General features: G+C 45.3%; 14 protein-coding genes. 12 read left to right on the forward strand and 2 right to left on the reverse strand.

Features of this window, described 5'->3' with window-relative positions:
- Positions 1-198, reverse strand: a complete 198-nt coding sequence (locus tag FVF72_RS06125) for a hypothetical protein (RefSeq protein WP_187239619.1) — start codon at positions 196-198, stop codon at positions 1-3.
- Between the two features lie 25 nt (positions 199-223).
- On the reverse strand, positions 224-547 hold the full coding sequence (locus tag FVF72_RS06130; RefSeq protein ID WP_147671492.1) for a hypothetical protein: 324 nt from the start codon (positions 545-547) through the stop codon (positions 224-226).
- Between the two features lie 673 nt (positions 548-1,220).
- Here FVF72_RS06130 and cas6 point away from each other — a divergent pair.
- From cas6 to csm3, 12 genes are all read left to right on the forward strand, one after another.
- Positions 1,221-1,991 (forward strand): CRISPR-associated endoribonuclease Cas6, encoded by a 771-nt coding sequence (cas6, locus tag FVF72_RS06135; protein WP_255503663.1) that lies wholly within the window; start codon positions 1,221-1,223, stop codon positions 1,989-1,991.
- Positions 1,988-3,802 (forward strand): hypothetical protein, encoded by a 1,815-nt coding sequence (locus FVF72_RS06140; protein WP_147671493.1) that lies wholly within the window; start codon positions 1,988-1,990, stop codon positions 3,800-3,802. The genes cas6 and FVF72_RS06140 overlap by 4 nt, the downstream gene beginning before the upstream one ends.
- Positions 3,802-4,119: a hypothetical protein gene (locus tag FVF72_RS06145; RefSeq protein WP_147671494.1), complete on the forward strand. Its 318-nt coding sequence runs from the start codon at positions 3,802-3,804 to the stop codon at positions 4,117-4,119. The genes FVF72_RS06140 and FVF72_RS06145 overlap by 1 nt, the downstream gene beginning before the upstream one ends.
- 1 nt (position 4,120) lies before the next feature.
- Entirely contained in the window at positions 4,121-5,293 is a 1,173-nt protein-coding gene (gene cas7i, locus FVF72_RS06150) for a type I-B CRISPR-associated protein Cas7/Cst2/DevR (RefSeq protein WP_147671495.1), read from the forward strand.
- A 1-nt stretch (position 5,294) separates the two neighbouring features.
- Complete coding sequence (cas5b, locus tag FVF72_RS06155; RefSeq protein WP_147671496.1) at positions 5,295-6,104, forward strand: type I-B CRISPR-associated protein Cas5b; 810 nt, start codon at positions 5,295-5,297, stop codon at positions 6,102-6,104.
- Complete coding sequence (gene cas3, locus FVF72_RS06160; protein WP_147671497.1) at positions 6,104-8,587, forward strand: CRISPR-associated helicase Cas3'; 2,484 nt, start codon at positions 6,104-6,106, stop codon at positions 8,585-8,587. The genes cas5b and cas3 overlap by 1 nt, the downstream gene beginning before the upstream one ends.
- A gap of 48 nt (positions 8,588-8,635) precedes the next feature.
- On the forward strand, positions 8,636-9,166 hold the full coding sequence (cas4, locus tag FVF72_RS06165; RefSeq protein WP_255503664.1) for a CRISPR-associated protein Cas4: 531 nt from the start codon (positions 8,636-8,638) through the stop codon (positions 9,164-9,166).
- Between the two features lie 102 nt (positions 9,167-9,268).
- Positions 9,269-10,237, forward strand: a complete 969-nt coding sequence (gene cas1b / locus FVF72_RS06170) for a type I-B CRISPR-associated endonuclease Cas1b (RefSeq protein ID WP_147671498.1) — start codon at positions 9,269-9,271, stop codon at positions 10,235-10,237.
- A 1-nt stretch (position 10,238) separates the two neighbouring features.
- Positions 10,239-10,502, forward strand: coding sequence for a CRISPR-associated endonuclease Cas2 (gene cas2 / locus FVF72_RS06175; RefSeq protein ID WP_147671499.1), 264 nt, complete (start codon positions 10,239-10,241; stop codon positions 10,500-10,502).
- A gap of 217 nt (positions 10,503-10,719) precedes the next feature.
- Entirely contained in the window at positions 10,720-13,152 is a 2,433-nt protein-coding gene (gene cas10 / locus FVF72_RS06180) for a type III-A CRISPR-associated protein Cas10/Csm1 (RefSeq protein WP_187239620.1), read from the forward strand.
- Positions 13,149-13,559 (forward strand): type III-A CRISPR-associated protein Csm2, encoded by a 411-nt coding sequence (csm2, locus tag FVF72_RS06185; RefSeq protein ID WP_147671502.1) that lies wholly within the window; start codon positions 13,149-13,151, stop codon positions 13,557-13,559. Before cas10 ends, csm2 begins: the two co-directional genes overlap by 4 nt.
- A gap of 10 nt (positions 13,560-13,569) precedes the next feature.
- A complete protein-coding gene (csm3, locus tag FVF72_RS06190) occupies positions 13,570-14,274 on the forward strand; it encodes a type III-A CRISPR-associated RAMP protein Csm3 (protein WP_147671504.1) in 705 nt (234 codons plus the stop codon).
- Positions 14,275-14,279 lie beyond the last annotated feature (5 nt).

Genomic DNA, 14,279 nt, shown 5'->3' on the forward strand with positions numbered 1-14,279 from the left:
TCAAATTATTGATACGGCTGTCACTCGGAGGGGGAACAGTAACAGGGTCCACCATTCCGGGGTTACCAGGAGCCCCTCAGGATCCCATCCTTTGAACAAGGGGGATTTCCCAGGATCCTCCACATAACTCAGAACATTATAGACGGATTCAAGTTGGGGAAGTCCGGTATCTGTAAGTGAGAACTTAACATCCCCCACCAGAGCCCCCTCACGACCTTCAGATTCATAAAGAACGGTTATATAGGATCTGTAATAACCCATTCCACTTCCTCAGGTGGCTTGAAATTCCATATATTTCATGGAGACCCAATTTTGCGGATTCGTAGGAGGGTATATAATCTCCCCTCACAATCCCTATTCCCAGAACACCGCTGGCACCATTACTGGCCACAATAATGTCCAAGGGACTCATCACATGTACAAAATTGTATTCTTGTAACAGTACCCACAGCTTGTCTTCCCAGAAACTCCTTGAATTTTTTCTCAGGGACTCAAAGGTTTTATATTCGGGTATAGGATTTCTCCCGAAATTCTTTATAGCCAGCATCCCCTATATCCATTCCTTTTAAGGGCTGGCCATAACTTTTCCCTCAGGTCCGAGTTACCGGGTGATGCCTTCCATATTCTCCTGTCTGCCAGTCTTATATCATCTTTCAGTTGAGGATTCTTTTCTATAATGAGGTCTTCGATTGCTTGAAACTGTTTTTCTGAAAGTTTAAAGTGGGATCGCCTCATATTGATTTTGACTCCGATCCATTCACTTAGAACTGCCTTTTCTTCATTTCAGATATTTTCACAGGATTCGGAATTTCTATAATCTTTTTGAGTTTTACTGCAGGGTCACCCCACCTCTTCCTGATACCGGGATCATCGTAGGGGTCTGTGGTCACATTCATGATGAATTCAGTACCTTTCGGGGCGCAGCCATGCAAAGAAAAATCAGATCGCCCCTTCTGACATTCTCATCAGCGCTCCACAATACTTCATCATTTTTTTAAGCTCAGAGTAACGGTCGACCCTGGATGTGAATAACCAGTAGCCATGCTATTCTGGATGATCATAGAATGAAGACATCTAACATCCCTTTAATTCAGTAAATATACTGGCTTTTCAGGCTGTTACCATGAGCTGATCATTGTCTGTCCAGCCTCTCTGTTAGTCCTTGATTCCATACATAGAGATTATTACCAAAACAAAAATGGATAAATTTATATACTATAATGTCAACACTAGACATTGACATCAAAGGGGGTATTGAATTAAGGATCAAAATAGAGTTAAAATCAGATAAAAGGCCATTTAAGATTCCCTACAACTACAATCATGTTGTTTCTGCGATCATCTACAGGAGGATAGCTGATCTTGACCTTGCAAGTCAGCTTCACGGTGGCAGGGGCTTCAAGTTCTTCACCTTCTCCCAGCTCAGCATACCCAGAAGGAAGGCCTTCAAAAATTTCCTTCTATCAGAGGATGGGCGGTTCTATTTCTTCATATCCTCACCCAATGTTGAGCTTATCAAGAGCCTTGTGGAGGGCTTCATAGATAAACCGGAGATTGATTTCCTGAGGAGGAGGGTTAATGTTGAGTATGTTGAATTTCTGAATCCACCAGAATTTCAGAGGAACATGAAGTTCAGGACACTCTCACCAATCATAGTAAAGACGGTGAAGGAGGAGGATGGGGTGCTGAGGCAGTGGGACGTGAACCCCAATGACCTGAAATTCTATGATAACCTCCAGAAAAACCTTTTGAGAAAATACACAGAATTTCATGGCGGCTACGATGGTGACGAGTACCTCAGGGTCATCCCATACCAGAGGTCCATAAAAAGGAAGAGGATCATGATACCCAAGGAGGACGCCGAGACCTACCACAGGGCATATCACATGAAATTCAGGATAGAGGGCGATCCAAGACTTATAGAGTTCGGCTATGATTGTGGATTTGGTGAAAAGAACAGTATGGGTTTTGGAATGGTGGTTCCATCATGAATTTTGAATTCAGAGAAGAATCCGGACTTGAATTTACAGGTAACTGGTTCATTGACTCAGGGATACTGGGGTTTATAAGGGTCCTTGAGGACATATACGGCATCGAACTTCAGGAAATCAGGGAAATTGCCAGAAGGAAGGAAATACTGTATTTTGGCCTCTTTCCATTTGCATATATCTGCAGCGAGATAAACAGGAAGGCCACAGATCACTCCAGGGTCCCAAAAGATCTGATAAACGAATTCAAAGGTGAAATCCTGAACTCTGATTGGGAATCTGGAGAGGAAGTCTTTGAATTCACATGGAATAATTATATTACAAGGGCTGCAATGAAGGTCTGGGTTGAGAGAAAGGTTGAAGCAGTGCTCTTCAAGAAGAATGGCGTTGATCAATTACCCCCAGATTTAAGAAATTCTGTAACTTCAATTAAAAAGGATACTGATGAACTTGAGAAGAAATTGGTTGAGAAGCACAGAGATGATTTAAATAAGATTCTTGGACACAGATCCAAAAGATTCAAACCTGATGATATTGCTAAAGTCCTTTCAGTAACTGATGATGACCTCAGGGAATTCTCTGAAGAGTTTTCATATTCATTTAAGGAGTACAGGGATTGTCTTCTGAATCTCAGGGGCTTGCTTGAGGAAAAATGGAAAAGGGACGTTGTTGGTAAGGAGAGGGTTCCAGAGGACCTTGATCTATTCTACAGGCTTCCCATAGATAACAAGTTCTATAAGAACTTCCTGTTCTTCCAGTACTCGGCCACACACCAGAAACAGAAGGAGAGCCTCCTTGATATCATAAGTTTCAGGGTCGAAGACCTTGAAGTACTTAAAAAGGTGGATAAGACCATCAACAAGTTTTTAACATCCTACAAAAAGGCGGAAAACACTTACTACGCCCCCTTAACAAGCAGGCACCTGAAAAGTTTCAGCGAATACCTCTTTGTGTACCTTATATCATTTGACAGGGCATTCGAGTTCTTCAACAGACTGGGTTATGTCCTGTTCTATTCAAACGACCTTGATGTAACCTACAGGGTCAACAGGAAACTCAGAATCAGAAAATCAAAGATAGAAGACCAGAGTGTCCTCCTGAGGGTTACATGGCAGGAGATCATAGATTCCCTCATTGAACTGAAATCTGAGTGGGCCCTTGAAAATATGTACATCATAAAGTACAGGGACGTTAACAGCCAGACCCAGCGATTCATGGATGTTGAGTACATAGGGATCTCAAAGATGCATGCAGCAATCCTTCTTGATGATGTGATAAGGGAGAACATCAACCATACATTGCAGTTGGGCAAGTCAGAGTACGTGTGGCTTCTTGAGCATTTAATCCAGAATAAACCGCTGAAGCCACTGGTAATTCGCCACCTTGTGATGAGGGCCAGCGGCAGGACAAGCCAGAGGAGCATCAAGCCACTCATCTATGCTCTGGCGATAGACTCGGAGGTGTTCTCTGGCTTAAACCCAAGGATATTCGAGGATCCCATTGAAATTTCACCGAGAATGCAAGAGGTTGTCTTAAGGATAAAGGAAGCATATGGGGAGATGAATACGGCCCGAAGAAATGTTACTGAACTTATCCCCAGGAACACCAGGGAAAATACCTTAAATCATCTAATGTCAATTCTAAGGAGAAATAACAGGTACCTCTTTGTGAATACTCTTCTGAAGATCCTGATGCAGGAAAACGAGGCATTTCACAGGCTCAAGAATTACCTGTTTAACAGGATCCTTCAGAATGATGAGACATGGGATATTTACGCTGCAGCTCTTTTAACAGGATTTTTAGGAGGCAGATAATGCATAAAAAGTTAAAACCCCTCTCTGAGGTGGACTACTGGCAGATAAAGAAATATTCAAGGTCTGCATTTGAGAATATAGGCTCTGAAAGCTACAGACAGCGCCTGGTCTATAAACTTCTGAACACGGCAAGGGTCAATAACCAGTCAGATTTTTTCTCGTTCCTTCTGAGGACTTTGAACTCAAAAAAAGGAGATGAAAATGTCAGAAAACTCTGCAGAAAACTTGAATGGGTCTACCCATTGAATCCTGAAAATTTTGAGAAGGTGGCATACTCAATAATCATTGGTATTATGGCAGCAGATAAAGGTGAATAAAATGTCAAGGCACATCGTACTGGATCTTGTATTCTATGGAAACTCCCTCAACTATGACCAGGGGAGCGGAAACTACCAGGAACTCAAGAAGATAACTAAGTGGGATGGACGCCAGTACACACTGGTGAGCAGGTATGCCCTCAGGTACAGCATGCTGGATACCGCAGAGAAGGTGGGATTATTTGAACTTGCAGATGCCAGCAACCTGATTAAATCAGGTAAGGGAGACAGCACGGTTATACAGCCAGCCACAGAATTCCTACTAACCGGGGACATACTTGAGTATCCTGAGTTTGACCTCTTCGGCTACCTCATAACCGAAACAACCCCACAGAACTTCAGGACGGCCCCGGTGAAGGTGAGTCACGCGGTTTCAATGACACCCTTCATGTATGATGCCCACTTCAACGCCAATATAGGTCTTGCGAACCGCATGCGCAAGCGCCACGGTGAAATGAAGCCCAACCCCTTCACAGCAGAGGAACATGAAACCTTCTACCAGTACTCAGTTGTTGTTGATGTTGACAGTATAGGTGAGATTGAAATTTACATTGCTGAGGGCAGCGACGTAACACTTGCAGAGGGCAAATACAAACTTGAAGGAATTGAGAGGATATCAGGCCTCGATGGTGATGGTCTCCTTATCCAGCTTAAAAAGGGAAAGAAGAATAAAAAGGAGATATTCCAGTCAGAAAAGGTCGAATTACTTGAATTTGAGAAGATAGATAAGGTTTACAGGGTAAGATACAGACTCAAGGATGAGGAAAAGATAAAGGAACGTATCAGGAGCCTTTTAAAGACTGTGATGAATCTTAAAAGAACAATAAAGGCCCGTAATGAGGATCTATCCCCCAAACTGCTGGTCCTTGGACTCTACAGGGATTCACCCTACAGGACATTCAAGGACAGGATAGCCCTTCTCGATGAGTACACAGAGGAAGAGTACGATGAAATAGAGGAGCAGGAAACAGATAAGGGCCGAATACTCAGGGTTAAACATGTCACAAACAAACAGAGGAAACCTGTTTTTGAAGTAAGCGGTCTTGATGCAGAAACACGGGAAATGGATAATGTGGAGGAATTCGTAGAGAAAATATTCGGTGAAGGTGAATTATCTGAGGTGGCCGTCTTCACAGATCCCGCCATAGAGTTAAAGAGAAATTCAGGGGATTAGGATGGATACCCTTGCAGTTGAGATCTTTCAGCCCTTCGCCCAGTTCAGAAACCCCTTCACATTTGACTACGCCCAGACATATCCCCTGAGCCCGAAGTCAACTGTAATAGGGATGCTGCAGAATGCGACAGGCAGATACTACGACCAGGAAATCAGCAGGATCAGCATGAGCATCCACGGCCTCTTTGAGAGCACCTTCTGGAACTACCAGAGCTTCATAATGGGGGATATCTCACTTAAATCCCACAGAAGTAAACTTAAACTATGGAATAAGGGTTATCCACTCTACAATGAAAATAAAAAATCACAGAGAAGTCCATCATATCAGCAGGAGCTTTTCAACGGTCACTACTATATATTTCTGAGGGGTGACGGGGATATCCTTGAGGAGGTAGAGGAGGCCCTCTTGAAACCCTCCAGGACGCTTTACCTTGGAAGATCAGAGGACATTATATTCATAAAAGGTATCCACAGGGACTTTGAGGCTGAAGATAAGAAGGTTAAAAAGAGCCTCTGGCTCACATACCCGACATATATAAAGCTCAGAAGTGGCGATGAACATTTTCCCCTGAGAAATGAGAAATTTCCAGTTTACTCGATCCCGGAGAGGGTCCTCTTCAGGAATGGTGATAATATAATATCAAATAAGGCTGAACTGGGTCCTGAAACCGAAAGGATACCCTCATTCCAGACAGTTATCTACACGGGGATGAATCAGGTCCTCTTTTTAAGGGACACAATAAGGACTGAGGTCTACAGACTTGATGATGGACCAATCTTCAAAATACCGGCAGATTTCGGGTGGCTATAATGGAACTGATAGACCTGATAAGGGCAAAATCTGATGACCAGCCCTCCTATCTCTTAAAGGATCATCTAATGGAGACAGCGGCCCGGGTGGACGCCTTCCATAACTTTTACCGGGAAAACATGCAGAACTTTTCCCACAGGATTGAAGGGGAAACCTTTGAGGCCCTTGCGGCGGCTGCAATAATACATGACCTTGGAAAGATAGACTACAACTTCCAGAAGAAACTCAGGGGCGATGAAAAGGGTGAATGGGAAGTCCTAGAGGAATTCCTCTCACCACTCAAACAGCTGAAGAGGTCCCCGAGACATGAGATAATCTCCATAATATGGAGCACATTTCTCATGGGGAATGATGAAAATGACGCTGTGATGAGGACAGCAATACTGCTCCACCACTATAATGAATACTTCATTAACGAGAAGGACCTCATGGAACTCGTATTCACATACAGGGAAGCCTTTGAGACCTACCTCTCATTCATAATTGAAAGGAGAGATGAACTTGAGAGGTTCCTGGAGGACCTGCTGGATTACATTCAGGATTCAATCCCGTCTTACCTCATAGGTTCAGCGGTGGCAAGGATAAAAACTACAATGGACTTTGATAAGCCAGAGATCCTCCTCACAAAGATAAGGGAATATGACGATGACATATCCGACTTTGCGGTTCTCTATGAACCTGAAGAAAACTCTCTGGATTTTCTTGTAATATCAGGGCTGCTCAGAAAGGCGGATTACTCAGCAAGTGCCGGCGTTGACATTGAAATGTTCACTGAAGAGGTTTTCCAGGATATTGAGGAGAAAATAAAATCAAGAATAGGGGGAGAACCCTGGCAGATAGGTTTAATTAACGATTTCGGAGATTCAGGGAGACTTGTTCTGGTGGCGCCCACTGGTTCCGGGAAAACAGAGTTCTCACTCCTATGGGCCTCACGCCGGGGAAGAAAATTCATCTACACCCTCCCACTGAGGGTTGCCCTCAACGATATATTCATGAGACTGAGGGACTCCGACGGATACTTCCGTCCTGATGAGATTGATATACTCCATTCAACAGCATTCATAGAGTACCTCCGGGAGGAGAGGAGGGGACGGGACACGGACCTTGATGGAATGCTCACCTCCGCCAGGCTCCTGGCATCCCCCGTACTCCTCACAACACCAGACCAGGTCCTGATAACCTCCCTCAACTATTTCGGCTCAGACAAGGTGATCTCAGCCTATCCATTCAGTTCAATTGTTATAGATGAGGTGCAGACCTACAATGAGGAAATGGCCGCTGTTATCATCAAGACCCTGCAGATGATAAGTGAACTCGACGGCAGCATACTGGTCATGACAGCCACCCTCCCACCCTACTTCAGGAGGTTCCTTGATGCCATGGACTTCCAGGTACTTGACGTCTCAACCATCAACAGGCAGGATGAAATAAAGAACCTCAGCATGAGGAGGCACGTCCTCAAACTGATGGACGAACCCCTCTTCAGTGACGAACTGGAGGTTTCAGGCGAACTTGATGGACTAATTGAGGAAAACGCAGGTAAAAATATCCTGATAGTTGTGAACAATGTTCAGAAGGCGGTTGAACTTTACAGGGAATACTCCGATGACCCTCACGTTTACCTCCTCCACTCAAGACTCCTTGAGAAGGAAAAATCACGGAGGATAAGGGAAATAAAGGAAAAACAGAGGGAAGATAAGGGCCTCATGGTGATATCAACCCAGATCATAGAGGCCTCGGTTGACCTGGACTTCGATGTCATGATAACAGAGATCTCAACCATAGACAGCCAGATCCAGAGATGGGGCAGGATCTACAGGAACAGGGACCGGGATTATAACTCCACTGAGCCCAACATAATCGTCTTCACAGGTACAGACAGGAGGACATCACTCATATACGATAAGAAGGTTGTGGATGCAACCCGGAGGGTTCTCAGGGGATATGAGGGCAGGGCCCTTGACTATCAGATGGAAAAAAACATGATTGAAGACGTCTTCAGGGAGGAATTCAATGGCCTTAGCCTCAGAGAGGTCTACGAAAACAGGATAGATGAGATACTATCTGATCTGGACTACTTCACGGTTGAGAAGAGAACCCAGGCACAGCGCCTTTTCAGGAACATGGCAGGCTACAAGGTCTTCATACCAGAGGCTGTCCTCCGTTACTCAGAATCTGAAATAGAACTGGCCTTCGCTGAACTCATAAAGGGAGATTACAGGCTCTGGAAGGATATACTGGCTGAGATTGAGGAGAGAACAGGTGAGAAAACCACCATGTGGGACCTCCGGAGGGTCCTCTATGAGTACTCCATCAATGTACCGGTATTCTATGAGGAAAAGAGCGACTTCTGGAGCAGGACGACCGGGGAATTCAAGGGATTCTACATATGGGGCAATATTGACGATGAGGAAGTTGAACTCATAGGTGAACTTGGACTTGACAGTGTGTTCGGTGAGGATGAATCATCATTCATATTCTAGTGATCCACTGAGTTTGGCCCTGGCAGGTAGAATCATCATATTCCAGTGATGGAAATGACCATGATCTCTGAACTGGAAGGGGATCCAGCTGTTCGGGGGCTGCAGATAAACTACTACTTCATCTGCAGAACAAAACTCTGGTTCTTCTCCCACAACATTCAGATGGAGAGGGAATCTGAGCTCGTTAAACTTGGGAGGCTCCTCCATGAGGAATCATATAGCCGTGAGAAGAAGGAACTCATAATAGACGACCTCATAGCCGCCGACTTCGTTAAAAGGAAGGACTGTCTTGAGGTCCATGAGGTTAAAAAGAGCAACACCATGGAGGATGCCCACAGGTTCCAGCTCCTCTACTACCTTTTCTACCTTAAACATGTGAAGGGGATAGAGAATCTGAAGGGATTCATTGATTATCCGGCCCTCAAAAAGAGAACAGAGGTTTCGCTAAGTGATGAGGACGAAGAGGAACTTAAAAGTGTGATTAAGGATATCGATGGGATAATAAGGGGGCCGCCTCCAGCGCCCCAGAGGAAACCCATCTGCAGGAGCTGTGCCTACTTTGAACTTTGCTGGATCTGATCCCAACTGAAATTTGAATATAACCTCAGGAATAGCTGATCTGATTCCTATCAGCTGAATCTGAATATAACCAGGATTATCTCTGATCCTGCTGGAGGTATCATGACAAGAAGGAACTATTACCTGACAACGGACGGGTTACTTAAAAGAAAGGAGAATACAGTGTATTTTTTAAACAAGGATTCAAAGAGACCCCTGCCAATAAACAAGATCTACTCCATATACGCATATGGGGCTCTCAGCATCTCCTCCCAGGTTCTGAACCTTCTGTCAAGGGAGGGAATACCTGTACACTTTTTCAACCGCTATGGATTCTACACCGGTAGCTTCTACCCCCGTGAAACACTGCTCTCAGGGGACATCATCATTAAACAGGCTGAACACGTCCTTGACCATGAGAGGAGAATGGAACTTGCAAAATCATTTGTAAGCGGGGCCGCACTCAACATGAAGAGGGTTCTGGGGTACTACGGCCTTGAGAATGGCATATCCGATACACTGGGGGATCTTGAATCAGCAGGCTCAATCACAGAGGTCATGAATGTCGAGGCAAGGATACGATCAGACTACTACAGGGCCATCGACGGGATACTCCCTGAGGGATTCAGGATTGAGAGGAGGACAAGGAGGCCCCCTGAGAATATGACTAATGCAATGATAAGCTTCGGGAATTCCCTCCTCTACTCAACCGTCATAACTGAACTCTACAATACACAGTTAAATCCAACCATCTCCTATCTCCACGAACCCTTTGAACGGAGGTATTCACTGGCACTTGACCTCAGTGAGATATTCAAGCCAACCATAATTGACAGGATGATAATCTCCTTAATCAAGAAGAGGGCGATTAAGATTGAGGACTTTGAACATGGGATGAATCAGTGTCTTCTCAACGACTCAGGAAAAAGGAAATTCCTTGCAGAGTATGACAGGAGACTCGGAAAAACGGTTAAACACAGGGAACTTGGCAGAAAGGTATCCTACAGGCGCCTCATAAGACTAGAGGCGTATAAACTGATAAAGCACCTCATAGGCCAGAAGAATTATGAGCCTTTCGTGATGTGGTGGTAGGATGTATCTTCTGATAGTGTATGATGTTGGAGTGGAGAGGGTTAACAGGGTTAAGTCTTACCTGAGGACAGAACTTCACTGGGTCCAGAACTCAGTATTTGAGGGTGAAGTTACCGGGAGCCAGTTCAGACGCATAGAGATGAACCTTAAGAGGATCATAGATGAGGATAGGGACTCAGTGGTCATATACTCATTCAGGTCAGAGAGTGCGGTCAAGAGAAATGTTCTTGGTGTGGAAAAATCTCCCCTTGATGTGATACTTTAGTTAAATTGGGGGGTGGCTTGTAGCCCCGACGGTAGGCAACAGCCCAGGCTTGATGTGATACTTTAGTTAAATTGGGGGTTATCTGCTGGTCCCGGTCTCAGCTGGATTAAGGCACCATACAAAACCATTTATAAACTTTTTCATTTAATGTGTAATGGGAAAGTATATATTTATCATAATTTCAACTACATTAAAATGTTCCTTTCCGGTGTTCTACATGAAACTTGAGGATATACAGCTAGCTGCCCTTCTACATGATATAGGTAAATTTTATCAGAGAACATCTTTACCTCACAGTGAAAAATATGCAGGCCTCACCCAGTCCGATTTTGGACAGACAGGGGCACATGGCAAGTGGTCGGCGACATTCGTGGATGAAAATGGATTAGGGAAGGACATAGAGGACCTTGTACTCTACCACCACAACCCATCAAAATCAGGAAATTCAGAGTACGCGAGGATAATAAGGGATGCGGACCACCACTCGGCAAGTGAAAGGCGTAAATCAGAATCAAAAAGGAAGGTTAAGGAACACCCCCTCATATCGGTGTTTTCACAGGTCAGCATAGAAGAGGAAAGGGAAACACAGGATGAATACTATCTTCCTCTCATGGAACTCAGACCCTCCAACCTCGACATGATAAAACCCAAGAGATTCAGAAAGGCCGTGATGTCGGGCTGGAACCTTGAAAAGGAATACAGGCGCCTATGGAACCTCTTCACGGAGGAGATGGCTGAACACGGGAAAATGGATATTAACACCATGTACCATTTACTGAAAAAATACACCTCACTCATGCCATCAGCAGTCTACATGAGCGTACCCGACATATCACTCTTCGACCACCTCAAAACCACCGCTGCACTGGCTGGCTGCCTCTACCTCCACAGAGAGGATGGCGGGGAAGGGAAACCATACCTCATAGTATCAGGGGATATATCAGGTATCCAGAACTTCATAACAGGCGTGGCGTCACCTGAGGAGGCCCAGAAGGGTATGAGCAAGAGGCTGAGGGGAAGATCCCTCTCAATAAGCCTGATAACAGATGCGGCTGCAAACAGGATAATCTCTGATGCTGGTCTCTCCCAGGCAAACATACTGTTCTGCGGTGGCGGCCACTTCACACTGGCCCTCCCCAACACTGAAAGGATGAAGGAGATAATTGAAAACGTTTCCATTGATGTTAACAGGAGGTTCATAGAGGCATTCAACGGGGAACTCTACCTTGCACTTGCGGTGAGGGAAACGGGCCCTGAGGAACTCAAGGACTTCGGGGCTGTGCTGGATGATCTTGCAGCAGAGAACCTTAAAAATAAGAGGTCAAAGTTCAGGGGACTTCTTGAGGAGTACTTCAGGACGGAAGCCGAACCACCTGAGGGTACCTGCGCTGTATGCGCCCTACCATCAGCCGCCACAATATGTAGCTCATGCAGATCCCATGAGGAACTCGGGGCGAGGATAGCCAATGCAGATTACATGATACGGGTCTACAGTACAGTGGACGCGGATTTCAGTGAAGCAGGAATATCCTACTTCTTTGAAAACTCCAAAACAGTGATTTCAAGGATAGATGAACTTGCATCCAAAAATCATAGAATCGATGTTCTCAGACTCAACAGCACAGACTTCCTTGAAATCAGGGATAGAATCCAGGCAGATAACGTGTCATTCGGGTTCAGCCTAATGGGTAACACGGTCCCGGCTGTCAGTGAGGGTTCGAGATTCAGGGCACTGGACTTCACAGAGATAGCATCCACAGCCAGGGGCGTAGATAAACTGGCAGCACTCAAGATGGACGTGGACAACCTCGGCAGGATATTCGCAGAGGGCCTCCCGGACAGGTCAGTATCAAGGATCTCAACCATGAGTTCATTCCTGGACATCTTCTTTCTTGGCTACATAAACCAGGTTGCATCCGAGTTCTCCTTCACAATGGATCCATGTGACAGCTGCAGGGGTAATCTCGTTGAGATAAAAAGTTCTCTCGGGACAATATACAGGGGGGGTCTATGTGAAAGATGCCAGGAAAACTCCATTCCATCAATTTATATAACCTACTCTGGAGGGGACGATGTACTGGTATTCGGGCCGTACGATGACATTGTTGAATTCGCAGGGAGACTCAGAAACGAATTCAGGGAGTGGACATGCTCCAATCCATCCATAGATGTTTCAGCCGGAATATTCATGGGCGGACATAAATTCCCTGCAGGAAAGGCAGCTGAAATTGCAGAGAGGCAGCTTAAAACATCAAAGGACCTGGGGAGGGGTAAAATATCCCTCTTTGGCGAGACGGTCCAGTGGGACACAGACAGGTTTAAGGGATTCAACGACCTCCTTGAATTTGGCCTGAAACTTGAAAAACTCCATGAAGACGGTAAATTATCCAAGAGCTTCATATACTCCCTCCTGAAACTGTGGGACTCCACATTCCATGAGGATATCAGGGATGATGAGAGCTGGCTGAGGTGCCAGGAGATAAGACTCTCCAGAAAGGACTATGTGCCCTACTATGTCTATAAACTCAGAAACATATCCGATGCGGAGCTCAGAAGGGAGCTCTTCAGGGAGGGCATCAATTTCATCCCATGGATCAGGATACCCGTTTCATGGGTCAGTTTAAGAACAAGAAGTGGTGATAGGCCATGAGTAATTCAATGAGCATTGAGGATGTTAAAAGAGATATAAGTACGCTTGAAAAGCTCAGCGACCTTGAGGTGAAAAAATACGCAGATACAGGGGGCTATGCGGATATCATAGCCCAGGCAAATAAAAATCTCAAGACCACACAGCTCAGAAAATTTTTCGGGGCTATAAGGAACATGGAGAAAAATGCCTCTTCCTGGGAGAATATAGAGGCTGACTTCTACCTGCTAAAGCCCCAGCTTGCAAACGCCCGTGGAAGGGACCTAATACCGAAGGGCTTCTATGATATAATGATGAGTATCATGGATAAGGTTGACAGGGGAGATGATAAGGAAAAACTCGAAAACTTCAGGGTCTTTGTAAGTTTTCTCGAATCAATAGTGGCCTATCATAAATTTTACACATCATGAGGGTGTTTAAATGAAATTCCAGAAAAATTATGTGATCTCCGGAGAAATCATCTGCAGTACCGGTCTCCATATCGGGGGCTCAAAGGACTCAATTGAAATTGGCGGCTCAGACAACGTCATAATTAGGGACCCGGTAACAAGACTTCCCTACATACCAGGTTCATCAATCAAGGGAAAGATGAGGGCACTCCTTGAGCTTGCACTTGACAGGGTGACCAATGGGGGTCCATGCAAGTGTGGAAAATGCGAGGTCTGCAGGGTATTTGGAAGTGCCGCAGATAACATCAGCGTTTCAGGCCCTACAAGGATAATAGTAAGGGATTCCTTCCCAACAGAGGAAACCCTGAAAATGTGGGATGAAAGCAGTGATGTTGTTGAGGGGGCTGAACTTAAGTATGAGAACTCACTTGACAGGATAACCTCAAGGGCAAATCCCAGAAACCAGGAGCGGGTTCCAAGGGGCTCCAAATTTGAATTTGAGATAATAGTAAGCGAATATGAGGGAGACAGTGACAACCTTGGCGTAGTCCTTGAGGGACTCAGGCTCCTTGAGGATAGTTACCTCGGTGGTAGCGGAACCAGGGGTTACGGTAAGGTGGAGTTCAGGGACATAACAATCACAGAAAGACCCTCTGAATACTACCGTGGAGAGGCCGGTGAAAACACCCTGGGGAACTTCAAAACCCTTGCAGATATCCAGCTTCCTGAAGAGTGAGTTAA

Origin of the sequence: Methanothermobacter sp. KEPCO-1 (assembly GCF_008033705.1) — an archaeon.
In the GTDB taxonomy this organism is placed as follows: domain Archaea; phylum Methanobacteriota; class Methanobacteria; order Methanobacteriales; family Methanothermobacteraceae; genus Methanothermobacter; species Methanothermobacter marburgensis.

Excerpts from the sequence above, each read along its gene's own strand:
- cas5b (WP_147671496.1), top strand. The coding sequence starts at position 5,295 with ATGGATACCCTTGCAGTTGAGATCTTTCAGCCCTTCGCCCAGTTCAGA.
- FVF72_RS06140 (WP_147671493.1), top strand. The coding sequence starts at position 1,988 with ATGAATTTTGAATTCAGAGAAGAATCCGGACTTGAATTTACAGGTAAC.
- cas7i (WP_147671495.1), top strand. The coding sequence starts at position 4,121 with ATGTCAAGGCACATCGTACTGGATCTTGTATTCTATGGAAACTCCCTC.
- cas3 (WP_147671497.1), top strand. The coding sequence starts at position 6,104 with ATGGAACTGATAGACCTGATAAGGGCAAAATCTGATGACCAGCCCTCC.
- cas6 (WP_255503663.1), top strand. The coding sequence starts at position 1,221 with ATGTCAACACTAGACATTGACATCAAAGGGGGTATTGAATTAAGGATC.
- FVF72_RS06145 (WP_147671494.1), top strand. The coding sequence starts at position 3,802 with ATGCATAAAAAGTTAAAACCCCTCTCTGAGGTGGACTACTGGCAGATA.
- FVF72_RS06130 (WP_147671492.1), bottom strand. The coding sequence starts at position 547 with ATGCTGGCTATAAAGAATTTCGGGAGAAATCCTATACCCGAATATAAA.
- cas4 (WP_255503664.1), top strand. The coding sequence starts at position 8,636 with ATGGAAATGACCATGATCTCTGAACTGGAAGGGGATCCAGCTGTTCGG.
- csm2 (WP_147671502.1), top strand. The coding sequence starts at position 13,149 with ATGAGTAATTCAATGAGCATTGAGGATGTTAAAAGAGATATAAGTACG.
- csm3 (WP_147671504.1), top strand. The coding sequence starts at position 13,570 with ATGAAATTCCAGAAAAATTATGTGATCTCCGGAGAAATCATCTGCAGT.
- cas1b (WP_147671498.1), top strand. The coding sequence starts at position 9,269 with ATGACAAGAAGGAACTATTACCTGACAACGGACGGGTTACTTAAAAGA.
- cas2 (WP_147671499.1), top strand. The coding sequence starts at position 10,239 with ATGTATCTTCTGATAGTGTATGATGTTGGAGTGGAGAGGGTTAACAGG.
- cas10 (WP_187239620.1), top strand. The coding sequence starts at position 10,720 with ATGAAACTTGAGGATATACAGCTAGCTGCCCTTCTACATGATATAGGT.